General features: G+C 63.1%; 26 protein-coding genes. 9 read left to right on the top strand and 17 right to left on the bottom strand.

The features are described 5' to 3' along the window. Positions 1 to 193 precede the first annotated feature (193 nt). The 6 genes from EH240_RS08955 to EH240_RS39620 form a co-directional block, all read right to left on the bottom strand. A complete protein-coding gene (locus EH240_RS08955; RefSeq protein ID WP_124997293.1) occupies positions 194 to 559 on the bottom strand; it encodes a PRC-barrel domain-containing protein in 366 nt (121 codons plus the stop codon). Between the two features lie 85 nt (positions 560 to 644). Next, entirely contained in the window at positions 645 to 848 is a 204-nt protein-coding gene (locus tag EH240_RS08950) for a dodecin family protein (protein ID WP_124997291.1), read from the bottom strand. Between the two features lie 98 nt (positions 849 to 946). Then, positions 947 to 1,789: a 3-deoxy-8-phosphooctulonate synthase gene (gene kdsA / locus EH240_RS08945; RefSeq protein ID WP_124997289.1), complete on the bottom strand. Its 843-nt coding sequence runs from the start codon at positions 1,787 to 1,789 to the stop codon at positions 947 to 949. Next, positions 1,786 to 2,661, bottom strand: a complete 876-nt coding sequence (locus tag EH240_RS08940; protein ID WP_124997287.1) for a VOC family protein — start codon at positions 2,659 to 2,661, stop codon at positions 1,786 to 1,788. Before EH240_RS08940 ends, kdsA begins: the two co-directional genes overlap by 4 nt. 70 nt (positions 2,662 to 2,731) lie before the next feature. After that, on the bottom strand, positions 2,732 to 3,022 hold the full coding sequence (locus tag EH240_RS08935) for a Dabb family protein (RefSeq protein WP_124997285.1): 291 nt from the start codon (positions 3,020 to 3,022) through the stop codon (positions 2,732 to 2,734). A 104-nt stretch (positions 3,023 to 3,126) separates the two neighbouring features. Continuing rightward, positions 3,127 to 3,261, bottom strand: a complete 135-nt coding sequence (locus tag EH240_RS39620; protein WP_281035108.1) for a hypothetical protein — start codon at positions 3,259 to 3,261, stop codon at positions 3,127 to 3,129. A gap of 153 nt (positions 3,262 to 3,414) precedes the next feature. On the opposite strand from EH240_RS39620, the gene EH240_RS08930 reads away from it, so the two are divergent. Continuing rightward, on the top strand, positions 3,415 to 3,852 hold the full coding sequence (locus tag EH240_RS08930; protein WP_124997283.1) for a VOC family protein: 438 nt from the start codon (positions 3,415 to 3,417) through the stop codon (positions 3,850 to 3,852). A 73-nt stretch (positions 3,853 to 3,925) separates the two neighbouring features. On the opposite strand, the gene EH240_RS08925 is transcribed toward EH240_RS08930, so the two are convergent. Both EH240_RS08925 and EH240_RS08920 read right to left on the bottom strand, forming a co-directional pair. After that, on the bottom strand, positions 3,926 to 5,899 hold the full coding sequence (locus tag EH240_RS08925; RefSeq protein WP_124997281.1) for a bifunctional 2',3'-cyclic-nucleotide 2'-phosphodiesterase/3'-nucleotidase: 1,974 nt from the start codon (positions 5,897 to 5,899) through the stop codon (positions 3,926 to 3,928). A 140-nt stretch (positions 5,900 to 6,039) separates the two neighbouring features. Next, positions 6,040 to 7,305 (bottom strand): NAD(P)/FAD-dependent oxidoreductase, encoded by a 1,266-nt coding sequence (locus tag EH240_RS08920; RefSeq protein WP_124997279.1) that lies wholly within the window; start codon positions 7,303 to 7,305, stop codon positions 6,040 to 6,042. Positions 7,306 to 7,479: 174 nt separating this feature from the next. On the opposite strand from EH240_RS08920, the gene EH240_RS08915 reads away from it, so the two are divergent. After that, entirely contained in the window at positions 7,480 to 8,139 is a 660-nt protein-coding gene (locus EH240_RS08915; RefSeq protein ID WP_124997277.1) for a 5-formyltetrahydrofolate cyclo-ligase, read from the top strand. Between the two features lie 6 nt (positions 8,140 to 8,145). Here the strand turns inward: EH240_RS08915 and EH240_RS08910 are convergent, their stop codons facing one another. Continuing rightward, the gene (locus EH240_RS08910) at positions 8,146 to 8,619 is read right to left on the bottom strand and encodes an Lrp/AsnC family transcriptional regulator (protein WP_124997275.1); all 474 of its coding nucleotides are present in this window, start codon (positions 8,617 to 8,619) and stop codon (positions 8,146 to 8,148) included. Positions 8,620 to 8,832: 213 nt separating this feature from the next. Here EH240_RS08910 and ald point away from each other — a divergent pair, with 213 nt between their 5' ends. Beyond that, positions 8,833 to 9,948: an alanine dehydrogenase gene (gene ald, locus EH240_RS08905; protein WP_124997273.1), complete on the top strand. Its 1,116-nt coding sequence runs from the start codon at positions 8,833 to 8,835 to the stop codon at positions 9,946 to 9,948. 483 nt (positions 9,949 to 10,431) lie between these two features. Here the strand turns inward: ald and EH240_RS08900 are convergent, their stop codons facing one another. The 5 genes from EH240_RS08900 to EH240_RS08880 form a co-directional block, all read right to left on the bottom strand. Continuing rightward, positions 10,432 to 10,899 carry a DUF1203 domain-containing protein gene (locus EH240_RS08900; protein WP_124997271.1) on the bottom strand — a complete coding sequence of 156 codons (468 nt, stop codon included), beginning with the start codon at positions 10,897 to 10,899 and terminating at the stop codon, positions 10,432 to 10,434. Between the two features lie 276 nt (positions 10,900 to 11,175). Then, entirely contained in the window at positions 11,176 to 11,739 is a 564-nt protein-coding gene (locus EH240_RS08895; RefSeq protein WP_124997269.1) for a GNAT family N-acetyltransferase, read from the bottom strand. 5 nt (positions 11,740 to 11,744) lie between these two features. Further along, complete coding sequence (gene sseA / locus EH240_RS08890; protein ID WP_124997267.1) at positions 11,745 to 12,596, bottom strand: 3-mercaptopyruvate sulfurtransferase; 852 nt, start codon at positions 12,594 to 12,596, stop codon at positions 11,745 to 11,747. Between the two features lie 46 nt (positions 12,597 to 12,642). Beyond that, the gene (locus tag EH240_RS08885) at positions 12,643 to 13,386 is read right to left on the bottom strand and encodes an alanyl-tRNA editing protein (protein WP_124997265.1); all 744 of its coding nucleotides are present in this window, start codon (positions 13,384 to 13,386) and stop codon (positions 12,643 to 12,645) included. Further along, a complete protein-coding gene (locus EH240_RS08880; RefSeq protein WP_124997263.1) occupies positions 13,386 to 14,420 on the bottom strand; it encodes a cysteine synthase A in 1,035 nt (344 codons plus the stop codon). The genes EH240_RS08885 and EH240_RS08880 overlap by 1 nt, the downstream gene beginning before the upstream one ends. Positions 14,421 to 14,612: 192 nt before the next feature. Between EH240_RS08880 and EH240_RS08875 the strand changes: the two genes are divergently transcribed. Continuing rightward, on the top strand, positions 14,613 to 15,461 hold the full coding sequence (locus EH240_RS08875) for an SDR family oxidoreductase (protein ID WP_124997261.1): 849 nt from the start codon (positions 14,613 to 14,615) through the stop codon (positions 15,459 to 15,461). Between the two features lie 70 nt (positions 15,462 to 15,531). After that, on the top strand, positions 15,532 to 16,521 hold the full coding sequence (locus EH240_RS08870) for an alpha/beta hydrolase (protein ID WP_124997259.1): 990 nt from the start codon (positions 15,532 to 15,534) through the stop codon (positions 16,519 to 16,521). Positions 16,522 to 16,582: 61 nt separating this feature from the next. Here EH240_RS08870 and EH240_RS08865 read toward each other — a convergent pair whose 3' ends face one another. Further along, positions 16,583 to 18,013 (bottom strand): DEAD/DEAH box helicase, encoded by a 1,431-nt coding sequence (locus tag EH240_RS08865; RefSeq protein WP_124997258.1) that lies wholly within the window; start codon positions 18,011 to 18,013, stop codon positions 16,583 to 16,585. 386 nt (positions 18,014 to 18,399) lie between these two features. Between EH240_RS08865 and EH240_RS08860 the strand changes: the two genes are divergently transcribed. The 4 genes from EH240_RS08860 to waaF all read left to right on the top strand — a co-directional run bounded on the left by EH240_RS08860 (position 18,400) and on the right by waaF (position 23,144). Next, positions 18,400 to 19,932: an acyl-CoA carboxylase subunit beta gene (locus tag EH240_RS08860; RefSeq protein ID WP_124997256.1), complete on the top strand. Its 1,533-nt coding sequence runs from the start codon at positions 18,400 to 18,402 to the stop codon at positions 19,930 to 19,932. Between the two features lie 524 nt (positions 19,933 to 20,456). Next, positions 20,457 to 21,008 carry a M48 family metalloprotease gene (locus tag EH240_RS08855; RefSeq protein WP_124997254.1) on the top strand — a complete coding sequence of 184 codons (552 nt, stop codon included), beginning with the start codon at positions 20,457 to 20,459 and terminating at the stop codon, positions 21,006 to 21,008. 114 nt (positions 21,009 to 21,122) lie between these two features. After that, positions 21,123 to 22,064 carry a glycosyltransferase gene (locus EH240_RS08850; protein ID WP_124997252.1) on the top strand — a complete coding sequence of 314 codons (942 nt, stop codon included), beginning with the start codon at positions 21,123 to 21,125 and terminating at the stop codon, positions 22,062 to 22,064. Positions 22,065 to 22,121: 57 nt separating this feature from the next. Continuing rightward, the gene (gene waaF / locus EH240_RS08845) at positions 22,122 to 23,144 is read left to right on the top strand and encodes a lipopolysaccharide heptosyltransferase II (RefSeq protein WP_124997250.1); all 1,023 of its coding nucleotides are present in this window, start codon (positions 22,122 to 22,124) and stop codon (positions 23,142 to 23,144) included. Between the two features lie 46 nt (positions 23,145 to 23,190). Here waaF and EH240_RS38805 read toward each other — a convergent pair whose 3' ends face one another. Both EH240_RS38805 and EH240_RS38800 read right to left on the bottom strand, forming a co-directional pair. Beyond that, positions 23,191 to 24,144, bottom strand: coding sequence for a hypothetical protein (locus tag EH240_RS38805; RefSeq protein ID WP_245435875.1), 954 nt, complete (start codon positions 24,142 to 24,144; stop codon positions 23,191 to 23,193). A gap of 28 nt (positions 24,145 to 24,172) precedes the next feature. Beyond that, entirely contained in the window at positions 24,173 to 24,493 is a 321-nt protein-coding gene (locus EH240_RS38800) for a hypothetical protein (RefSeq protein ID WP_245435873.1), read from the bottom strand. Positions 24,494 to 24,504: the final 11 nt, after the last annotated feature.

Below are 24,504 nucleotides of genomic sequence, written 5' to 3'. Positions count from 1 at the left end.
AGGAGTTTCGCCATGTCCCAGTTGAGCGGTATCGTGAGTTTGTTCCTGATCGCGGCGGCGTTCCTGACGTCCTGTGATACCCAGAAGCCCCAGCAGAGCTCAGTGGAGCTTTTTCACGCGGCAGAGTAGTCCAGACGCTGAAGGGCCCCGGTTTGCCGGGGCCCTTTCGATTCCAGCCTGCCGATCTGGTTGGTCAATGCCAATAAGGCTTTACATGATAGTACTCGAAGGACGCATCGCGGGCCGCTTCGCCGTCGCCGCCGGTCAATTCCTCGATTGAGTAGGCCGGTGCGGCCTTGAGCTGGTCCTTGGTGAAGGGCACGACGTAGCCGCCCCTATCTTCATCATAATCGAGAGCCGCCCACGGGATGGCGTGATATTTCTCGCCCATGCCGAGGAAACCGCCGAAGCCGATCACGGCAAACATGATACCATTCGACATCTTGTCGAGCATGACGTCTTCGATGCTGCCGATGCTGTCGCCTTCGGTGTTGTAGACCGGCGTACCGATGACGCGCGAGGCGGCAATGGCTTCGGTATGCCCAGACGGGGTAGTCATGGTGGTGCTCCTCTCGGTTGAATGCCTGTTTGGACAATGAGGGGAGCGGGCGAAGGTTCCAGACTCTTGCGCTGGCAGTCTGATCCTAATCGGTGAGGATGAAGGTCACCTTCATGTTGACGCGGTAGGCCGCAATCTTGCCGTTCTCGACAACAACCTTCTGGTCCTGGATCCAGGCACCTTCGACGTTCTTCAGGGTTTTTGCGGCGCGCGCGATGCCCTGCTCGATTGCATCCTGAAAGCTCTTCTCGGACGACGACGTGATTTCGGTGACGCGGGCGACGGACATGGCTTCCTCCTGCCAAGACGCTCAGTTGCAAAGGCGAGCCTACAACCGGCTTTTGGCGGCCACAAGCCGGGCGCCGGGTTCGGCGCCGGCAGCCGCTGTCAGCGTCCCTTGGCGATGCGGTCGAACGCCATAAGCTTTTCCAGCAGGGCCGGAAGGTTCTTCAATGGCACCATGTTGGGGCCGTCCGAGGGTGCATTGTCAGGGTCCTGGTGCGTCTCGATGAAGACGCCGGCGACGCCGACCGCCACCGCGGCGCGCGCCAGCGTCTCGACGAAGCGCCGCTCGCCGCCGGTCGAGCCGCCCTGCCCGCCCGGCTGCTGCACCGAATGGGTGGCATCGAAAATCACCGGCGCGCCGATCTCGGCCATGATGGGCAGCGCGCGCATGTCCGACACCAGCGTGTTGTAGCCGAAGGACGCGCCACGCTCGGTGACCAGCACATTCGGGTTGGCGGAGCCAGTGATCTTGGCGACGACATTCTTCATGTCCCACGGAGCCAGGAACTGGCCCTTCTTCACGTTGACGACCTTGCCGGTCCGCGCCGCGGCGACAAGCATATCGGTCTGTCTCGACAGAAAAGCCGGGACCTGCAGGACGTCGACATGCGGCGCCACGATCGCGCATTGCTCCTCGGTGTGGACGTCCGTCAGCACCGGCAACGAAAACGTCTTGCGCAGATCGTCGAAGATTGGCATCGCCGTGTCCAGCCCGGCTCCGCGCGTCGCCGTCAGCGAGGTGCGGTTGGCCTTGTCGTAGCTGGTCTTGTAGACGAGGCCGATGCCCAGCCGCTCGGTCAGTTCCTTCAGCGCGCCGGCCATGTCGAAGGCGTGCTGGCGCGATTCGAGCTGGCAGGGGCCGGCGATCAGCGACAGCGGCGCGTTGTTGGCGAAGACGACCTTGCCGACGGTTACCGATGCATTGGGCGCCAGGGGTTCGCTCATGGGATCTCCCGAAAGATGAAGGCCGCGCCCTGACCGGGCGTCGGCGGCACGACGATCTCGTTGCCGCTCATGTTGTGTTCGATTGCGTTCGCCGCAAGCGGGCGCGTCGCGGAGGCCGTGTCGCGGATCGAGAAAACGACTGCCGCAAAACGCATATCCGAAGAGACCCCCGCCGAAACACCGAAGCGTGAGGCAAATGCTTCGGGCGTCAGGATGGTCAGGGTTGCGTTGGGCAATCGAACCTTGTCACCACTGCTCGCGTCCTGGCCGGCAGCGATGGACACCAGCCCGGCCTGGCTCGAAGGCCTGTCGCTGACCGCGACGACTTCGACGATACCGGTCACCCCATTGGCATGCGCCTGCAGGGCGGTGCGGTCGATCTTCGGCGCGTTGATGCGCTGGCAGGCGAACAGGAATGCGTCCGTTGCTTTTTTATCGGCCACGAACGCCAGTTTGAACGATGCCGTGTCGCTTTTGCCCGTGGCGTCGCTGAAGGCGCGCGAAAAACTCAGCATAGCGCCGCCGGACAGCCCCGCTTCGACATAGCGCGCATGGTCGGCATTGGCGTCGGCGGTCCCGAAGACGACCGCGGAAAAGCCCTCGTCGCCAAGCTTGTTACGGTAAAGGCGGTCGCGCGCGACGAAGGCGTTGCCCTCGCCAATCGCCTGGCCAGCTGTTTTTTCATCGCCGACGGCCAGTGGCTCCAGATAGGTGCCGTCAGCAAAAAAGACGCAAGCGTTCTCGGTCCCGAAAGGGTGGACGCCGGTCGGCGCGACGACAAAGCCGAGCGATGAGAGGCGCTGCCTTGCGACCTCGAGGCTCAGCGTTGGCAAAACCAGATGGTCGAGCGGATGGGTCGAAGCTTTGATCATACCGGCGCGGTGTGCCCCATTCCGGGAGCCGGTTCAAGGTCCGGCATTAGCGAAGCGCATAGCCGCCGGCTCAGGCGGCGGCAACGACGTCCGCCGAAAAGCGCAGTTCGCGCATCGGCTTCACCTTGCAGGTCGTCTCCGCATAGATCGGATGCGCCTTGTAGGCGGCGAGCGCCGCCTCGTCCTCGAACTCGGCGTAGACGACCACATCGATCGCGTTGGAGAACAGGTCGACCTTGGTGTTGAGCGTCACCTCGAAATGTTTCGAGTGCGGAATCGTGCCCAGCGCCTGCAGGCCAGACCGCACGGCCTCCACATCTTCCTTGCGCTTTACGCTGAAGAAAACGATGTGCCGGATCAATCCAGCCTCCTCGATCGACGGTTGAGCGCGTTTTTGTGGGAGCGAGGCCGTCGCGTCAACCGGCAACGATGTCGCGCCCTGCCGTCAGGATGGCAGCGCCGACCTCAGGCCGCTCCGGTGACGTAGCGCACGATGCGCGACATCTCCCTGACGGTCGCATCGAGGTACTGGCCGTGGTTGTAAAGGCCGTCCCAGATCAGGAAGAAGGTGATGGCGACGATGACGATCACATAGCGCATGGCTAAAGCTAACGCATGTCGTCGGCCCGAACCAGAGCGCCTTGGCGGCAATTGTCCGACGTCACCGGTTTTGCGCTTCCAGGTTACCCTCTCCGCGGTTTGATGCGAATTCCCGTCGGTTGTTAACGAGACGACACCTGGTAGATTGGACACATGGCGCTCAAACGGATGGACAATATAGGAATCGTCGTCGATGACCTCGGAGGGACGATCGATTTCTTTCGCGAGCTCGGCCTCGAGCTCGAAGGGCGGGCGACGATAGAAGGCGAATGGGCCGGACGCGTCACTGGACTGGGCGATCAGCGCGTCGAGATTGCCATGATGCGCACGCCGGATGGCCACGGCCGGCTCGAGCTCTCCCGCTTCCTCACGCCGCCTACCGTCGCGGATCACCGCAACGCCCCGGTGAACGCTCTAGGCTACCTCCGGGTCATGTTCGCCGTGGACGACATCGACGAGACGCTTGAAAGGCTCCGCAAACGCGGCGCGCAGCTCGTAGGCGAAGTCGTCCAGTATAAAGACGCCTATCGGCTCTGCTATATCCGCGGGCCTGAAGGGCTTCTCATCGGACTCGCCCAAGAACTCAGCTGAGCGCAATACAAAGACAATAACGAAGAGCGGTCAAAGTTAGCGAGCGCGTCTCACAAAGGGCCCTGCCGCAACTTCAAAGCGTGATGCGGTATTTGGCAAATCCCGCCTCGCCCTCGCCCGCGGGCTCGATTTTCAAGGACTTCGCTTGATCGATAAAGTCCTTCGCCCTGGGTCCGGTCTCCAAGACGACGCTGGCTCCGGGCAACGGCGCGAACGACCAGTTGCCGTCCGCCGACGGGTTTATCGTGCCCTCGCTGATGACGTAGCGCACGATCACGTCGCGATTGGTGTCGGGCGCTTCGTAGATGATCTTGGAGGCGTTGATGTCGGGGAAATTGCCGCCGCCGCCGGCGCGGTAATTGTTGGTGGCGACCACGAATTTCGCTGCTGGATCAATCGGTTTGCCGTCGAACTTCAGGTCGACGATGCGATTGGAACCGGCGTCGGCGACGCCGCCCTTCGCGTCGTATTTCGGCGGCTGCGACAGGTCGATCCGGTAGGTGACGCCATCGATGACGTCGAAATTATAGGATGGGAAGTCAGTGTTGATCAGCGGCTGGTCCGCCTTGCCCGGCTCGACTTTGTTGAAGATGCCAGCCGACATTTCCAGCCATTCCTTGACTTGCGCGCCGGTGATTTCGACCGCGCGCACGGTGTTCGGATAGAGGTAGAGGTCGGCGACGTTCTTGATGGCAATATCGCCCACCGGAACGTCAGTGTAGTAGTCGGCGCCATTGCGCCCGCCGGCCTTGAAGGGTGCGGCCGCTGAAAGCAGCGGGACGTTCTTCCACTGCGTGCTCTTCAATATGTCTTTCAGGTACCAGCTCTGCGCCTGGTTGACGATCTGCACAGACGGATCGTCGGCGACCAAGGCGAAATACGAATAGAGCGGCGCGGAGGTTTTGCCCACGGGGCGGCGGACATAGGCAAGAGTCGCCTCGTGATCCTGCGCGAGCGCAGCGATAATGCGCTTGTCATCCAGGACTGTTGCCTTGTTCTTGTTGTCGACGCGTTCGTAGATCGGGCGCGCCTCGGACGTCGCGGAGACGACGCGCCATTTCGAGCCGTCGCGCTCCAGCAGCAGGTCGATCAGGCCCATATGCGAGCCCCAGAAGCCGCCCATCACGGCCGGCTTGCCCTGCAGCGTGCCTTTTTCGGTGTCGACGCCCTCCAGCGCCTGGAAATCCTTCTTGCCGGGGAAGACCAGATGCTGATGGCCGGTGAACACCGCGTCGATACCCTCGACGCCGGCGACGAAGAACGAGGCGTTCTCCATCTTGTCGCCTTGCTTGATATCGATGCCGGAATGCGAGAGCGCTATGACGATATCGGCGCCCTCCTCCTTGATCTGCGGCACCCAGGCCTTGGCGGCCTCGACGATGTCACGCGTCTGGACGTTGCCTTCGAGGTTCTTCAGGTCCCAGACCATGATCTGCGGCGGCACGAAGCCGATCACGCCGATCTTGATCGGCTGTTCGGCGCCGGAGCCGTTCTTGATCTTCTTGTCGAGGATGACATAGGGCTTGAGGTAGAGCTTGTCGTCGAGCGGGTTCGTCGCGAGCGTCGTGCCACGGATCAGGTTCGCGCACACGAAGGGGAAATTGGCGCCGGCCCGCACCTTGTCGAGGAAAGACAGGCCGTAATTGAACTCGTGGTTGCCGAGCGTTGAGCATTCGTAGCCGAGCAGGTTCATGCCCTTCATGATCGGGTGAAGATCGCCGTCCTTCATGCCCCTCTCATAGGCGATGTAGTCGCCCATCGGGTTGCCCTGCAGCAGGTCGCCATTGTCGATCAGCATCGCATTGGTGGCTTGCTTGCGCACAGCGTCGATCAGTGAGGCCGTGCGCGACAGACCCATCGTGTCGTTCGCTTTGTCGGCGTAGTAATCATAGGGCAGCAGGTTCACATGGATGTCGGTGGTTTCCATGATCCTGAGATGCGCCTGGTTGGCCTGAGCCCGGGCTGAGAACGGATGCAGCATGATCAGCGCTCCGCCGGCGGCCGCACCGGCCAGGAACGAGCGGCGACTGACGAGCGGTTGTGACATCGCTTTCCTCCTCTTCGACAACGTGACAACCCCTGCCCCGGATGCGGAACATGGCGTCGACGGCGCTGTGAGTCCACGTCTGCTGAAAGCCTGTTGATCACGACAAGGTGACGCGTCGATGAAAACAACGTGGCCGGCAATCAACTCTTGTCGTCGTCGCCCTGGGTGATCAGCCGGGCGCTGCGCTGTCCGGTGAAATATATCCATAGCCAGCTAAGCGACACCGCGAGCCGGTTGCGGAAATCGATCAGGAAATAGATGTGGGCGATGCCCCACAGCCACCAGGCGAGCCAGCCGGTGAGCTTGATCCAGCCGAAGTCGATCGCGGCGGCGCGCTTGCCGATCGTCGCCAGATCACCGTCATGCCGGTATTGGAACGGACGCGGCGTGTTGTCGCCGGCCAGACGCGCCTTGACGGTCGCGGCGACATGCTTGCCCTGTTGCTTGGCCGCGGGTGCGACGCCCGGCACCGGCTTTCCATCCGGCCGCAACAGATGCGCCGTGTCGCCGATGACAAAGATCTCCGGGCTGCCCGGCACCGTGAGATCGGGTTCTACCAGCACCCTGCCCGCCCGGTCGGCCGACGCGCCCAACCATTCCGCCGCCGGCGAAGCGGCAACGCCTGCCGCCCACAGGATGGTCTTTGCCGGCAGATGCGCGCCGCCAAAAACGACGCCCTCGGCATCCAGTTGCGTGACGGCGCGGCCAAGCTCGACCGTCACGCCAAGCCGCTCCAGCGCTTTTTGCGCGTAGGCTGATAGCTCCGGCGCAAAATTGGCGAGGATCCGGTCGCCGGCTTCGATCAACACCACGCGCGCCTGCCGCGTGTCGATGTTGCGGAATTCGCCATGCAGCGTGTCACGGGCAAGTTCCGCGATCGTGCCAGCGAGCTCGACCCCAGTCGGTCCACCGCCGACGATGACCAGCGTAAGCAACGCCTGACGCCTGGCAGGATCGGTCTCACGCTCGGCCTCTTCGAAGGCGAGCAGGATGCGGCGCCGGATCGTGGTGGCATCCTCCAGCGTCTTCAGCCCGGGCGCGAAAGGCTCCCATTCGTCATGGCCGAAATAGGCGTGACGCGCGCCGGTGGCGAGCACCAGCGTGTCGTAGGGAACCGCGCTGCCGTCATCGAGCAGCACGTGCTTAGCCTTGCGGTCGACACCGATGACATTGCCTAAAATGGTCGTCACATCCTTGCGCCTGCGTAAGAGGTGACGGATCGGCCAGGCGATCTCCGAAGTCGCCAGTGACGTGGTCGCCACCTGGTATAGCAGCGGCTGGAACAGGTGATGGTTGCGCTTGTCGATCATGGTGATGCGCACCGGCGCGCCGGCAAGCGCGCGGGTGAGCTCGAGGCCGCCGAACCCCGCGCCGACAACCACGACATGATGGCTGGCTTCGCGCATTTCATTCCACCTCGCCAAAGCGGACCTACCGCCCATCATGTAAGCTTTTTTGTGCACCGCAACAACGTGCAGCCGGCCATGCTGCTGCCCGGGAGTCGTCGCCCGGTGTCGTGAACGCACATGTTGCCCCCGAGGTGGCGGGTATAGCGTGGAGCAGAATGATAGGAGTGAAGCATGACCGACAACCGCGATGACGAAGGCCCCGCCCAATACGCCTCGCCGCCTTGTTTCATGCACGAGCTCGACCCGGCCTATCAGGTTCCGCTGTCCGACTGGAGCGATGTCAGGCGCTGGCGCAAGGCGGAGCGTGAACGGCTGATCGGTGCCCGGCTTGCTGTGTCGGCGGACGCTCGCGCGGCAATGTCGGTGCGCATTGCCGAGAGCCTGGACGCGCTGATAGGCGACATAGCCGGCCGCATGGTCAGCCTCTACTGGCCGTTCCGCGGCGAGCCGGACCTGCGTGGCTGGATGGCGTCGATCAATGCGCGCGGCGGCCGCACGGCGCTTCCCGTCGTCGTCGAGAAAGGCCAGCCTCTGGTCTTCCGTGCCTATGTGCCTGGCGATCGGCTGGAGAAAGGCGTCTGGAACATCCCGATTCCCGCCGAGGGCGAACCGGTGCTGCCCGATATCGTGATCTCGCCTGTGGTCGGTATCGATCCCGGAAACTACCGGCTGGGCTACGGCGGCGGCTTCTACGACCGCACGCTTGCCGCCTTGCCGTTCCGGCCGCTGGTGATCGGCGTCGGCTACGAATTGCAGCGCATCCCTACTATCTATCCGCAGCCTCACGACATCCCGATGAGCGAGGTGGTGACGGAGGCGGCTGGAGCTTAACGGCGGCTATGCCATCTCCGGCTTTAGACCTACCGCTGTCCGGTCGACGATCTCGCGCAAGGCGAAGGACGAATTGATCTTCGTCACATGCGGCATGGCCGACAGCCACTCCTTGTGGATGCGCTCATAGTCGACGAGGTCCTTCGCAGCGATGCGCAGGATATAGTCGTATTCGCCCGACATCAGATGGCAGGAGAGTACGTTCGGGCAGCGCTTGATCGCCGCCTCGAAGTCCGACAGCGTCTTCTCGAATTGTCCCGATAGCGATATATGCACGATCGCCGTCATCTGATGGCCGAGCGCGGCATTCGACAGGCGGGCGTGGTAGCCGCGGATGGTTCCGGATTTCTCCAGATTGTCCAGGCGCCTGGAGCAGGCCGACTGCGACAGACCGACCCTCTCGGCAAGCGCGGCGTTGGGTATCCGGCCATCCTTCTGCAAAGTCTCCAGAATGGCGATATCAATCCTGTCGAGCGACATTTTTCGTGATTCCTGCGAATATGCTGGCATTTTGCGCAACGATTATCGAAGACTGGGCGTCACCGCAAGTGCATTCGCAAACACTTACGGAACGTTTCATGCTTCACTGCGTCTCATGCATGTCGCCCAAAACTGCGCGGCGGTTTTGGGGCTGGCGGCATGCCCGGAAATAACAGGGAGAGCGCCCTTTCAAGGGCCTGACAGGAGAAGAAAATGCGCGTCGGCTGCCCCAAGGAAATCAAGAACCACGAATACCGCGTCGGCCTCACCCCCGGCTCGGTCCGCGAATACGTCGCGCACGGCCATGAGGTGCTGGTCGAGACCGGCGCGGGCGCCGGCATCGGCGCCGATGACAACGCCTATCGCGCCGCCGGCGCCAGCATCGCCAAGACCGCGGCGGATGTGTTTGCCAAGTCGGACATGATCGTCAAGGTCAAGGAGCCGCAGCCCAATGAATGGGTCCAGCTCCGCGATGGCCAGATCCTCTACACTTATCTTCATCTTGCCCCGGATCCGGAGCAGACCAAGGGCCTGCTCGCTTCGGGCGTCACTGCAATCGCCTACGAGACCGTTACCGACGACCGCGGCGGCCTGCCGCTGCTGGCGCCGATGTCGGAAGTCGCCGGCCGCCTGTCGATCCAGGCCGGCGCCACGGCGCTGCAGAAGGCCAATGGCGGTCGCGGCGTGCTGCTTGGCGGCGTGCCGGGCGTGCTGCCCGGCAAGGTCACCGTGCTCGGCGGCGGCGTGGTCGGCCTGCATGCCGCCAAGATGGCGGTCGGCCTTGGCGCGGACGTCACCATCATCGACCGCTCGATCCCGCGCCTGCGCCAGCTCGACGATATTTTTGGCAGCCGCGTGCACACCCGCTATTCGACCGTCGAGGCGCTGGAAGAAGAATGCTTCTCGGCCGACATCGTCGTCGGCGCGGTGCTGATCCCGGGCGCCGCCGCGCCCAAGCTCGTCACCCGCGAAATGCTCTCCGGCATGAAGAAGGGCTCGGTGCTCGTCGACGTCGCCATTGACCAGGGCGGCTGCTTCGAGACCTCGCATGCCACGACCCATGCCGACCCAACCTATGAGGTCGATGGCGTGATCCACTATTGCGTCGCCAACATGCCGGGTGCGGTTCCGGTCACCTCGGCGCACGCGCTCAACAACGCGACCCTGCATCACGGCCTGCAACTCGCCGACAAGGGCCTGAAGGCGCTTGTCGACGACCACCACCTGCGCAACGGCCTCAATGTCCACAAGGGCAAGATCACCAACCGCGCTGTTGCCGAAGCGCTCGGCTACGAAATGGTCGAGCCGAAGGCGGTGCTTGCCGCCTGATACCAGACAAGAGCCTTCCTCCTGTCGCGCCCGCCGGTCCTTTCCGGCGGGCTTTTTCTTTGCTCCAGAGCAATTCCAGGAAAAGTGCATAACGGTTTTCCGTCCGGAATTGCGCTGAACCAAAAGAAAGGCGCGCAACAAAAAAGCGGAGCCAGAGCCCCGCTTCCTCGGTGTTGCGACGTGCCGCCGGTCCATCCGCGGTCGGCAATCGATCAACAACTGCCCTTTAGCGCGGTTATACGACGGGAGTGCGACAGTTTTTGTGATCGCATGCAAGGCCAGGCCATGCGGACAATCGATGCCTTTGTGTGAAATACTTCACATTCGGCCCTTGAGAAACATGTCTAGACAGGTGTCGTCACCTGATGGCTACGGCCGCTTCGCGGTGCCGGTGAACACGGCCCGCCAGCGGCTCTGCCGAAGGCTTCTGTCACAGACTTCCAACGGCCCGCCAGACCATCGGCGGGCATTTTTTTGTACCGATCAAGCCCGCTCGATGCGGCACTGGTAGCAATTGTTTCGCGCCGAGCGGACATGGATGTAGGCGATGTCGTCGCGCTCGAACAAAGTCTCGGCGCGGGCCGCGATATCGCCGGTCGGGACGACGGCGCCGCTGCCGTAGACGATGCGATCGTCCTTGCCGTAACCGCGTACGATGTGGTCGCTGCTTTCGAGCATCTCGGGCAGTGCATCCGCGTCCGCGCCGCGCTCGCATTCATCCGCATGCAGGAAGATTGGCCCGGTCTCTGCGTAAGGCTGCAGCTCCGGGAACGGGCGGTAGGCGAGGATCAGATAGCCGTCACCCGCGGCAACATTCCTCATGCAATGCCGGCACGGCACGCCGTCACCGTCGGATATCCTCCGTTCGGGCGTATGGCCGTAGGCGTCTGGCCCTCCCCGCTGCAAGGCGCGCACGGCTTCGGTCGGCAAGGCTTTGAACTGGATGCTCATGGCGAAATCTCCGGTGTCGATGACCGGAAACTATGCTCGGGCGATGGTGCCTCCCACCCGATTCCTGCCCAAACAAGGCTACTCGGATCGTGCTAGGCTGGCAGATCGCAGACTTGGGAGACTAGCCGAAACGCCCATCCCTTCGTCCTGGGGCGGAGCAAGGAGCGAAGCGACGCGGCGCAGACCCAAGATCCATGCCGTGACTCCAGAGCGTTGCTGCGGTGCAGAATTCGGCTCCGTTGCATTCTTCGGCTGAGATCACGGCATCGTTTGGCGCTACGGCCGCATGACGCTTGCCGACCGTTCGGCGAAGGTCAGCGGATGCACGACCTCCTTCTTCTGCGCCACCGGCGCGAAGCCGAGCTTCTGGTAAAGCGGCAGCGCCGCCGGATGGTCCAGTGTGCAGGTCTGCACCGTGACGCGCTTCGGCCCATACGACCATGCGGCGGAGATAGCCGCCCCCAGAAACCAGCGGCCGATGCCTTGGCCGTGCGCGTGCTCCATCATGCCGAAATAGGCGAGTTCCACTTCCTCCGGCAAATGCGGCTTGAGGTCGAAGAAGCCGGCCGGAGAGCCGTCGAGATAAAGCACCCTGATGTCGCGATCCTCACGATGCAGGCCGGCCGCCAGTTCCTCGTCGCTTAGTCTGAGCACATTGACCCAGTGCCATTTGCGCCCGACCCGATCGATCAGGTAGCGGTAGAAATGCAGCGGGATGTCCTTGGTCTTCAGCAACGCGATCTGGCGGTTATACGGCAGCGGCGGCGATGCCGCCGGCGGCGCATGCATCTCGAGGAAAGTGACCGTGACCTCGATATCCTTCGGCACACCGTTTTCCATCGTCGTCATTCCTTGCCCATCACCACGGGCGTATCGCTGCGTCCGCCCCATTCGGTCCATGAGCCGTCGTAAAGCCTGTTGTCGGTATGGCCAAGCGTCTCCAGCGCCAGCGTGATCGCCGCCGCGGTGATACCCGACCCGCAGGAGGTGACGACCGGCTTTGAAAGGTCGATGCCGGCATCCTCGATCACCTTGCGCAGACGGTCCTTCGGCAGCAGCTCACCGTTTTCGGCAAGCACGGCAACCGGAACATTGTGAGCGCCAGGCATATGGCCGGAACGGACGCCGGGACGCGGCTCCGAATCGGTTCCGGCAAAACGCCCGGGTGAGCGCGCATCGGCTATCTGGCTTTCTCCGCTTCCAACGATCCGACGCATCTCGTCGAGGCCGACGACTCGGCCTGCATCGAAATCGGCATAAAAGACGCAGGGCGCTATCCTCGTCGGCTCCGCCGTCACCGGCCGCCCCTCCGCCTTCCAGCGGTCGAAGCCGCCATTCAAGATGTAGACCTGGAAGACACCCATCACGCGGAACATCCACCAGGCACGCGGCGCCGAAAACAGGCCCGGGCCGTCATAGACGACAATGGTGTCGTCGGCCGAAACGCCCATGGAACCGACATACTGCGCGAAGTACTGGGGCGGCGCCAATGTGTGCGGCAGCTTGGTTTCCGGATCCGAAACGGCGTCCTGATCGAGGAAGCGGGCACCGGGAATATGGGCCGCGGCGTATTCGGCCTGGGCGTTGCGCTTCTGCGCCGGCAGGTACCAGGAAGCGTCGACGACGGTGAGCCCGGGTGTGCCCAGCCGCTTCTCGAGCCAGTCCGCGTCGACGATGAAAGGGCTGTCTTCGGCCATGTTCCTGCTCCTGCCCGCCTCTCGCGACTTTGTCCGTCTTTGCTCGTCAATTCGCCGGCATCGGCCCGAAGCGAATGCGGAAGCGCCGGTTCTCGCGGCCCTTCTTCTCGATCTTGCCGATATGGATCTCGCCGACCTCGCCGGTGCGTTTCACATGGGTGCCGCCGCAGGGCTGGCTGTCGATCGAGGCATTGTCGCCGATGCAGACCAGGCGAAACCTACCGGTGCCGACGGGCGGTTGCACGTTCTTCGATTTCATAAGGCCGGGATTGGCCGAAAGTTCCTCGTCGGTGATCAGCCGGGTGAAGATCGGATGGTCAGCGCGCACCAGCTCCATCAGTCTTGCCGTCACGTCCTCCTTGGTAAAGCCGGCGTCGGGGATGTCGAAATCGACGCGGCTGTCGACCTCGGCGACCGCTGCCCCGGTAATCGGAAACGGGCAGACGACGGTAAGCAGATGGCAGGCGGAATGCATGCGCATCAGAAGATGCCGGCGTTCCCAATCGATGGCGAGCTTCAGCTTTTCGCCGACCGCCGGCAAGGCCTGCTCCGGCGCCGGCACATGGATGATCTCGTCCTTGGTCTCGCCGGTGATGGTGGCGGCGATCGCGATGCGGCTGCCGTCGGCGCGCTCCAACAGGCCGCTGTCGCCGGGCTGCCCACCCGACGTGGCATAGAAGATCGTGCGGTCGAGAAGGATGCCGCCGCGGTCGTTGACGGCGACGACTTGCGCCTCCGCCGCCTTCAGATAGGCGTCGTCGCGAAACAGCGCTTCGGTCCGTTGCGCCATCACGCCACCTTCTCGAACGGCACCGGGATGTCGGCTTTCTCTTCCATCCAGCCGGGCACCGGCAGGTTCTTGCCGCGCAGGAATTCGGGATTGAACAGCTTCGACTGGTAGCGCGTGCCGAAGTCGGCCAGGATCGTCACGATGGTGTGGCCGGGGCCGAGTTCGCGCGCCAGACGGATGGCTCCGGCGATGTTGATGCCCGTCGAGCCGCCGACGCAGAGCCCCTCTTCCTGGATCAGGTCGAAGATGATCGGCAACGCCTCCTCGTCCGGGATCTGGTAGGAGAAATCGGGCGTGAACCCGTCGAGATTGGCGGTGATGCGTCCCTGGCCGATACCTTCGGTGATCGAGCTGCCGTCGGCCTTCAGTTCGCCGCTGGTGTAGAAGCTGTAGAGTGCGGCGCCCAGCGGATCGGCGAGCGCGATCTTGACTTGCCTGCTCTTGGCCTTGAGCCCGATCGCAACGCCGGCAAGCGTGCCGCCGGTGCCGACAGCCGACACGAAGCCGTCGACCTTGCCGGCGGTCTGGGTCCAGATCTCCTCGGCCGTCGTGCGGATATGGCCGTCGCGGTTGGCGACATTGTCGAACTGGTTCGCCCATATCGCGCCGTTCGGCTCCGAACGCGCAAGCTGCTCGGCGAGCCGTCCCGACAGCTTCACGTAGTTGTTCGGGTTCTTGTAGGGCACGGCCGGTACTTCGATCAGCTCGGCCCCCAGCACCTTGATCGTGTCCTTCTTTTCCTGGCTCTGCGTGTCGGGGATGACGATGACGGTCCGGTAGCCGAGCGCCTTGGCGACCAGCGTCAGGCCGATGCCGGTGTTGCCGGCGGTCCCTTCGACGATGACGCCGCCCGGCCGCAGCAATCCGCGCTGTTCGGCGTCCCTGATGATGAAAAGTCCCGCGCGGTCCTTGACCGACTGCCCCGGATTCATGAATTCGGCCTTGCCCAGGATCTCACAGCCGGTTGCGTCCGAAGCCTTGTTGAGCCGGATCAAGGGTGTGTTGCCGATCGCTTCGATCACATTACGGGGCATGAGGATTCCTTTATGCGTGCGGCGAGACCCTAGAAACCGGAAGCCGCGGTTTCAAGGCAAGATTTTGCCTGGTCCAGTCGCATTCCGGATGCTGCAATGCTCGCGATCATTTCAACGATGCGCCAAAAGCGCTCTTTTCATCCGATTTCTACACCGCTAGAGCACTAGCCCAGACAATTCGCAGGACTTTCAATGACACTCTATCGGGCCAACCCGAAAGACGGTGTCGCCTGGATAACGGGCGGCAGCAGCGGCCTCGGCCGGGCGCTGGCCAAGGATCTCGCAAGACAGGGCTATGCTGTCGCGGTGACGGCGCTACCGAGTGATCCAGCCGACACACTGCTTGTCGAGACGGCGCAGATGACCGGCCATGTGAAATCATTTCCCTGCGACGTCACCGACGAAGAAGGGATGGCGCGGACGGTCGCCGCGATCGAGGAAGACATGGGGCCGATCGTGCTCGCCGTCTTCAACGCCGGCAACTACATCGCCACCCCAGGCGAGCACCTGGTGGTGCGCGACTTTCATCGCTCCTTCGCGGTCAACTATTTCGGCATCGTCAACGGTCTGGTGCCCGTAGTCGAATACATGCGTGCGCGGGGGCGCGGACATGTCGTTGTGGTTGGATCGGTCACCGCCTATTCCGGCTGGCCGACCACCGCTGCCTATGGCGGCACCAAGGCGGCGATCAACATCCTGGCGGAATCGCTGAAATATGACTTCGACAAGATGAACATCCGCATCCAGGTGATCAATCCAGGTTTCGTCGACACGCCGCTGACCGAGAAGAACATGCTGCCGATGCCGGGCCTGATGCCCGTTCACCGGGCGTCGCGCCGCATGGCGCGCGGCATCAGCAAGGGGGGGTTCGAGGTCACGTTCCCTTATCACATAAGCTGGCCGCTGAAGTTGCTTGGCCTGCTGCCGCGACCCATCTGCCGGATTGTGATCGGGTTGACCACCAGCTGGTGGGGGCGACCATTGAATTTCGACCGCAAGATGCCGAGCGAGACGGGCAGGTCTCCGGACCAGGCGGCATAGACCTGCGAAACTGCGATTTGCCTGCCGGTGGATACGGCCATAGGTTGAGAAATGTTGCTTGGAGTGGGCGATGGTGCGACGGATCGTGCTTGCGGTATTGGGTCTCGCCGTCATCCTTGTCGCAGGTTTCTTTCTCGGCCCGCGCGTGGCCGCCGACACGACAATCCATTTCGATCCTTCGGTGATCGGCGACGACCCGCAGGCCTATCTGGCGCATGAAGAAGCCGCCGTGCCCAACATTCGCGGCGGGCTGGACAAGGAGATCATCTGGGCGAACCCGATGGTTCACGCCAAGACGAAGCTTTCGATCGTCTATATCCATGGTTTTTCGGCCTCGAAAGGCGAGGTTCGCCCGCTGCCGGACGATGTCGCCGATGCGCTCGACGCCAACCTCTTCTACACCCGCCTGACCGGCCACGGGCAGGATGGTGCGGCCATGGCCGAAGGCAGCGTCAATGCCTGGATCAACGACTATGAAGAGGCGCTGGCGATCGGCCGCGCGATCGGCGACAAGGTGATCGTCATCGCCACCTCGACCGGCGGCTCGCTGGCGGCATGGGCCGCAACCCAGCCTGGCGCCTCCGATGGCGTCGCGGCAATCGCGTTCATCTCGCCGAATTTCGGCGTCAAGGCGTCCGGCGCCGAGATCCTGACCATGCACTGGGGTAAACAGATCGCCGAGCTCGTCGGCGGCAGGGAGCGCAGCTTTGCGCCGCGCAACGCGCTGCACGAAAAATTCTGGACGACCAAATATCCGATGGCGGCGACCCTGCCGATGGCGGCGCTCACCAATCTCGCCTATGGCGCGCCGGTCGGGAAGGCGACCATCCCTGCCCTGTTCATCTTCTCGGATGCCGACAAGGTGGTGCGGCCCGACCGCACTCGCGAGATTGCCGGCCGCTGGGGCGGTTCGCATGAGCTGGTGCCGGTCGACGACACCGGCGACGCCGACAACCACGTCATTGCCGGCGATGTGCTGTCGCCGCAGACCACGGCCTTTCTCACGGAGCGGATCGTGGTGTGGGTGAAGGCGCTGATGCAGCAACAATCAGGCCAGTGAAGAAACGGCCGGAGCGCTGCTCCGGCCGTTTCTCATTTTCTTTTCGGGTCGTGCTGGAGACTTAAGCGGCCCGGTTCGCCGGCCGCTTGCCGCCGAAGCGGCGCTTGTTGTTGCCCTTGAAGCGCTTGAAGCCGTCAGGCTTACGCTCGCCATTCGGCGCGCCTGCAGGACGTTCGCCTTGCGGCTTCGGCGCGAATTGGCGCTTGCCACCGCCGCTGCCGGGACGACGGCCGTCGCGGCGAACGCCATGATGCTCGCGGTCGTTGGCCGGCTCGAAATGACGCTCGGTCTTTTCCTTCGGATCGCGCTGCGGGTCGGGGCTGCCGAGATGATCGGCGATCACCGGCAGGCGCATGCGGATGATGCGCTCCACCTGCCGCAGTTTGCTGTTCTCCGACGGGTCGCAAAGCGTGATCGCGATGCCGTCCCTGCCGTTGCGGCCGGTGCGGCCGATACGGTGGACATAGCTTTCCGCTTCGTCCGGCAGGTCGAAATTCACGACATGGCTGATGCCGGGCACGTCGATGCCGCGCGCTGCGATATCGGTCGCCACCAGGATGCGCACCGAGCCGTCGCGGAAATCGTTGAGCGCCTTCTGGCGCGCGTTCTGCGACTTGTTGCCGTGGATGACGGCGGCGTTGAAGCCGTCGCGGGCAAGATCCTTGGTGACGCGGTCGGCGCCGTGCTTGGTGCGCGAGAACACGATCACCGAGCGCATCGCCTCATCGGCCAGCATCTTGGACAGCACCTGGCGCTTCTGCTTGGTGCGGGCAAGAACGACGCTTTGCACAATCTCAGCCGCCGCTGTGCTCTGCGGCGCGACTTCGACGCGGACCGGGTTCTTCAACAGGCCCTTGGCCAGCTCGGCGATCTCGTCCGGCATGGTAGCAGAAAACAGCGCCGTCTGGCGGTCGGGCGCAGTTGCCTTGGCGATGCGCTTGACGTCGTTGATGAAGCCCATGTCGAGCATGCGGTCGCCTTCGTCCAGCACCAGCCATTTGGTGTCGGCAAGCATCAGGTCGCCCTCGCGCACCAGGTCGGTCAACCGGCCGGGCGTGGCGATCAGGACATCGACGCCGGGAGCGATCTTCTTCACCTGGCTAAAGCGCGAGACGCCACCAAGCACGAGCGCAGTGGAGATATGCGCGCCCTTTGCAAGGATCTTGATGGTGTCCTCGATCTGCACGGCGAGCTCGCGCGTCGGTGCCAGGATCAGCGCGCGCGCCGTCTTCGGCCGACGCTTGGTGCCAAGCGCGATGATCTTCGACAGGATAGGCAGCGCGAAGGCCGCCGTCTTGCCCGAGCCGGTCTGCGCGATGCCGAATATGTCACGGCCTTCGAGCTGCGGCGGGATCGCCTGGATCTGGATTGGCTTCGGTTCGGCGAAGCCGGCGGCGTGGGTCGCCTTGAGCAGCGCGCCGCTGATTCCAAGTGCTGCGAAACCGGAAAGTTCCCCGGTATCCTTGTCCAGCAAAGTGTTTTCGTTGGTCAAAGTAGTCTTCTTTCACGCGGCCAGTGGCCGCAAACATCGATGGCGGCAGGGCGCAACCTGCCGTCGAAAAATTGTCAGGAAACGACAAGGCGGCGGACAGATGTCCGCGCGGCTGCGCTGTCGTGCCCGCAGGCATCATGCCACGGGGCTCTTTCGCCACCTTGCCGACTACCGGAAAGAGGGAAAACAGACGCAACCAGTCTCAATGCATGGAGAAAGCCGAAACGTCCGGCCCAAGCGCCTATGCCGCCGCATATGGACGAGTTCGCCTCGAAATGCAAGAGCTTCATGCTGCAATGCAACAAAAACCAGCTGAAAGGCAGCGCTTGCGCTCGCCTGCGGGCACCATTACCACAAATGCGGCATTCCATTTTAGGGACCGGGCGATGAAGGACGTGCTGAAGGAACTCGAGCGCCGCCGCGAGATCGCCCGCATGGGCGGCGGCAAGGAGCGGATCGAGGCCCAGCACAAGAAGGGGAAGCTGACAGCCCGCGAGCGCATCGAGGTGTTTCTCGACGAGGGTTCGTTCGAGGAGTTCGACATGTATGTCGAGCACCGCTCCACCGACTTCGGCATGGAAAAGACCAAGATCGCCGGTGACGGCGTCGTCACCGGCTGGGGCACGGTCAACGGGCGCCCGGTCTATCTCTTCGCCAAGGATTTCACCGTGTTCGGCGGCTCGCTGTCGGAGGCGCATGCCGAGAAAGTGGTCAAGGTCCAGGAGATGGCGTTGCGCAACCGCGCGCCGATCATCGGCCTCTACGACGCCGGCGGCGCTCGCATCCAGGAGGGCGTGGCGGCACTCGGCGGCTATGCCGAGATCTTCCAGCGCAATGTGCTCGCCTCAGGCGTCATCCCGCAGATTTCGCTGATCATGGGGCCCTGCGCCGGGGGCGATGTCTACTCGCCGGCCATGACCGATTTCATCTTCATGGTGCGAGACACCTCCTACATGTTCGTCACCGGGCCGGACGTGGTGAAGACGGTGACCAACGAGACGGTGACGGCCGAGAGCCTCGGCGGCGCCACGGTGCACACGACCAGATCCTCCATCGCCGACGGCGCCTATGACAACGACGTCGAGGCGCTTCTGCAGATGCGCCGGCTGGTCGATCTCTTGCCTGCATCCAATACAGCGGAGATTCCCGAGATCGAATGCTATCAGTCGGTGACGGATCACGACCTGTCGCTCGACCGGCTGATCCCCGACAACGCCAACAAGCCTTACGACATCAAGGAACTGATCCTGAAGGTCGCCGACGAGGGCGACTTCTTCGAGATCCAGGCGAGCTTTGCCAAGAACATCGTCACCGGCTTCGGTCGCGTCGACGGTCGAACCGTCGGCTTCGTCGCCAACCAACCGATGGTGCTGGCGGGCGTGTTGGATTCCGACGCAAGCCGCAAGGCGGCGCGCTTCGTGCGCTTCTGCGACTGTTTTTCGATCCCGATCGTGACCTTCGTCGACGTTCCCGGCTTCCTGCCGGGCACCGCGCAGGAATATGGCGGGCTGATCAAGCATGGCGCCAAGCTGCTCTTCGCCTATGCCGAGGCGACTGTGCCGAAGATCACCGTGATCACCCGCAAGGCCTATGGCGGCGCATATGACGTTATGGCGTCAAAGCACCTGCGTGGCGACATGAACTATGCCTGGCCGACCGCGCAGATCGCTGTGATGGGCGCGAGGGGCGCGGTCGAGATCATCTACCGCAAGGATATCGGCAACGCGGAGAAGATCGCAGCCCACACAAAGGCGTACGAGGATCGCTTCCTGTCGCCCTTCGTCGCGGCCGAACGCGGCTATGTCGACGAGGTCATCATGCCGCACTCGACCCGCCGCCGTGTCGCGCGGGCGCTGCGCATGCTGCGCAACAAGGACATGCAGAACCCCTGGAAGAAGCATGACAACATCCCGTTGTGAGGCGGCGATGTCGCGATTGATCCTTCTAACTGGCGCGCATTTCGGCAGGTTCGCCATTCTGCTCTTTGCTTTGCCCCTCTTCTTCCCGCTCGGCGGGTGGCTTTACTTTCTCGACATTCATCCGCTTGTGCTTGTTGTTGCGGTGCCGTCGCCATTCCGGCCGCGATGCTGGCTTTCGTCCTGCTGATAGGAATGGTCTTCGCGGGTTTCCGACGAAGTAAGGTCGAGGGAATTTCAAGGGAGTCGGCCCCGAGGCTATGGCAGGTCTGGGAGGATATAGCCGGCACGCGCCGCGCGGCTCGGACAACCATTGTTCTAGCTCCGCATCTCAATGCCAGTATCGGCGAAGAGCGGCCGTTCCTGGGGCTCTTCGGTCGATGGTCGACTTTGACCATCGGTATTCCGTTGCTCGCGGTGACGGATGAACCCGCACTCGCAGCCATCCTTGCCCACGAGGACGCACATCTCAGGGACAGAGATACTAATGGCAGTCTCAATCTGGCTGAGCTCGAAAATGCTTCGAGTTGATCTTCGACTATGCGCCGCCGGGCAAGACTGTTTCCGGTACCTTGTTCTATCTGATGCTCAGTCCGCTTTCCAAAACCCTCGAACGCGAAGAAATAAGGCTCTCGCGTCGCGCTGAGATAGAAGCGGATCGGCATGCGGCCCGAGCCGGCGACACGTATAGCGTCGCGCGGGCGCTGCTTTTGGTTGGGGCAGCCAGTGCGCTGTTCAAAGATCGGGTCGACGACCCACTGCGGCGCGAGCTGCTCGGGTCGATGACGCCACCCGAACCGCCTTTGGCCAGAATGCTGAAAGCCGCCTCCGAGCTTTTCGATACTGCTACGCTGAAAGAACATATTCAGAAGGCCTGGGCCGCGCCGGACGATGAAAAATCTGATCATCCACCCTGGCCCGAGCGCCTCGCGGCACTCGGATACGCTTCGCCGCCGACAATCGAGCCGGTCGAACGTACCGCTCTATTGACCCTGCTTCCCAGCGAGACGGTTGCCGAACGAGTCCGCTATTTCGATTACGAATGGACGTCGAGAGTCGCCGACCATCTGGATCGGTAGAACTTTGTTTGGCCAAGCCGGCCGACAGCACTTGGAACTCTGCCTCACCCAACCTGTCGTCGGAGGTTGACAATTGGCAACCTCTAATCACACTAATGTGATGGCGGTAATGAAATGCTAATAACCCTTGCGACAAAGGGCGTTATTCCGTGCAAAGGCTATGGCGGGATCGAACGCCAGGTCGACTGGCTGGCCACCGAACTGGTCAGGCAGGGCCACCGTGTCGTCCTCGTGGCAGGCCCTGGATCGTCGCATCCATTGTGCGAGGTGCGGCATGCGGTGAGCGACGCCGAATGCCGCGCGGCGATCCCGCGGGACACCCGGATCGTCCACCTTCACGCGTGGAAGATCGACGTTCCCTTCCCGACCCTCAACACCGAGCGCGGCCATTTGCCGGACTATCCGCGACCGCAACCGAACTGGAGCTTCATCAGTGCCCGGCACGCCCAACTGCACGGCCGCAAGACATTCGTCCACAACGGCTTTCCGGTGGACGACTATAGGCCCGCCAAATCGAAGAACGATCGTCTCCTGTTCATGGCGGCCATCGCGCGCGCTGGAAAGGGCCTGAACCGGGCCGTCGACCTTGCCGGGAAATTCGACTTCCCCCTCGACATCGCCGGCGGCTCGCGGTGGAAGCTGCTGGGCCGAAGCCAGACCCGCCGCGAGGGCGTCTTTTTCAAAAGCCTTTCCCGCCGCTACCGCTTCAACGGTGTCGTCGACGGCGAGGAGAAACTGCGCCTGCTCGGCGAATCGAAGGCCTTCCTCAATCCGATCGCCTGGGAGGAGCCGTTCGGCAATGCGCCGGTCGAGGCCATGCTGTGCGGCACTCCGGTTCTGACCACTCGCCGCGGCGCCTTGCCGGAAACGGTGGACGCGGACACGGGCCGGTTCTTCGCGAGCGACGAGGAGTTCGCCCGCGGCCTTGCCGAGATCGCGGAGCTGTGCGCGCACAAATGCCGTGAATCGGCCGCCGACAGGTTTCCGATCGCGAAAACCGCGAAGGCCTATCTGGAACTCTATGCCCGCATCCTTGATGGCGAAGCGCTTCCGTGACAAGGAACCGACGCTTGCCGTCCACGGCGGCTGTGTCGGATCGAAAGGTATCGCGCGTTGCGTCCCATTCTCGTCTTCTGCTTGCCGGCGATCGGCGACTTCATCCGTTGCCATTCGGCAATCCAAATCATAGCAGCGACGTTTCCCGGACACCCGATCGATGTCGTCACCTCGCCGATGGCCGCTCCGTTGGCGCGATTGATGCCGCACGTCCGGAAGGCTTGGACCGTCGAAAAGCATTGGAATCCCGGCCTCACAGAGCGGGCGCGCCTGGCGCGTGAGATCCGTCGGGAGAGCTACCAAGCGGCCTATCTGCTCACCAGCAGCACCAAGGCGGCCCTGATTCCATGGCTGGCGGGTATTCCCGAGCGCATCGGCTATCCGCGCGAACTCCAGTTCGGCATCGTCAACCGGCTGCCGACCGGATGGCTGAAGACCTTCGTGGCTTTCGGCCCGCGCAAGACAAGGCTCGTCGAACAGGTCTGTGCGATTGCCACGCTGGGCGAGCAGACAGCCGATAATATGCGGTTGCCGCAGCCGCGAATGGTGGTTTCACCCGAGGATATCTCAGCCTGGCGCATCCGGCATGGGATCGATGCGGCAAGACCGGCACTGGCGCTTTACACGTCGGAATTCGCCAACTTCCGCTCATGGCCGGCGGAGCGTTTCATTTCGATTGCCAGGGATCACTCCAGGCGCGGCTGGTCGGTCTGGATCGTCGGCGGGCCACGCGAACGCGAGGCCTCCGCCCAGATTAGAGCAGCGCTTCCGGAGGCGGTGGATTTCACCTCGACTCCTGACATCACCGAGGCCATGTGCCAGATCGCTGCCTCGACCGTCTTCCTCGGCGTGGATGGTGGCATTTGTCATGCGGCTGCGGCTTTGGGGGGGCCGTGCGTGCTCATCTTCGGATCGAACCGCGCCTACGAAACCGGACCGGTGAACGACCACGTCCGGTTTCTGGAGCCTCCGATTTCGACACCGAGCTGGATTAGGGCCACGAACGGGGTCAGCGAGGAAAGAGTGCTAGCGGCGCTCATGGAAGCCGTGGCGCAGGTGCGCCGTCCGCAAGGCGCCTGAACTGGCCGGACGGCCTACTCCTCTCCCGACGCGCCAAAGCCCGCGCTCACGGTCGCACGGGCGGTGTTTGTCCACGGCATCGCATGGTTGTCGATGCGCATCTGGAACAGGAAATAAGTCGGCGAGCAGAAGCCGATGCCTTGACCTTGGCGGCACCTGGCGTGTCGGGCGGCAGCGACTGGCAAATATAGTCCTCGCGGCAGAAATGATCGGCCGAGCAGGCCGGGCGGTTGCCGCGATTTACGGCACCGCCCAGGCATTGGTCGAAATTGTTGGTCGCCACGCAGATGTCGAACTTCTTGCCGCCGACAAGGCCGCAGATCTCGCTCGGCATCGGCTTGCCGGCCTTGAAGGCAGAAAAGGCCAGATCCCTGGCGTCGCAGCCGCGATAGGCGAAGCCGCCCGGAACGCCGATCTTGGGCGGACGGCAGGTATAGGCGGTGCGTGAAATGGCAGGCGCGAAGGCCGCGAACGGCCGGTGATCTTGTGGCGGTCGTTGAAAGGTTGCGCGGTGTTGCTGGCAATCGTGCCGGTCAGGCAGGGATGGCCGGAAAAGATCTTCTCGCTGTCCCTTGGCAGCAGGCATTGCGCGAGTTCGTCCCGCCCCTGAGGCGGTTGCGATCGGCGTGCAGACCGTGCCGCTTCCACATTGCCAGCTGCTGCCGAAGCGGGCGGCGTCTTCCGGCATCAGGCACGGCATCGCCGTCTCGGCCGGCGTATAGGCGAGCTCGCCTGTATCTTCCCAGGCTGCCGGCGGCGCGAAGGACAGTGGGCGAAACCGGTTGGACTTCCTGCCTTCCGCCGTCGCCTGCAGCCACGCCTCGCGGCGTGGGATTTCGGCATGGAGATGCGGCGAGATACCGACCTCGATGCGATTGAGCGGCGAGGTCGTGTCGTCGTCGAGCCCGATGAAATGGAAGCCGGCGGTCGAGCCCGCCTGATGGCAGCCCTGGCAGGCGCCGTTGTCGAGCCGCTCGACCAAGGCTTCCGGGCTGCGCACCAACGAGAACTTTGAATAGTCGAGCCCGTCAAACGCCTTGTGGCTCGAACAGCGGCGTGAACGGATGGTTGGCCAGCCCGGCGCTTCCGAAGGTCGACCAGGAGATGACCTTCTTCGCCAGGAATTCATCCGGGAGTTCGTAGATGCCGAGATCGACCGCCGCGGCGTTGGCGCGGACATAGTCGGCAAGTTTTGCTTTCAACCGCGCATCTTCCGAAAGGCGAACGGTGTCGGGCGTGTTTTCCAGCGGCTTCTCGCTGACGGCCATGCCGTCGATGCCGAAGATGCGCATGAGATAGGCGGCCTGCCCGCCGAACTCGGTTTCCTGGCCGGAAAGAAAGCGCACCACCTGGGCGTTGA

Source organism: Mesorhizobium tamadayense (assembly GCF_003863365.1).
Taxonomy (GTDB): Bacteria; Pseudomonadota; Alphaproteobacteria; order Rhizobiales; family Rhizobiaceae; genus Mesorhizobium; species Mesorhizobium tamadayense.
Note: the sequence above shows the minus strand (reverse complement) of the source record. Positions and strands in the feature narration are given on the sequence as shown.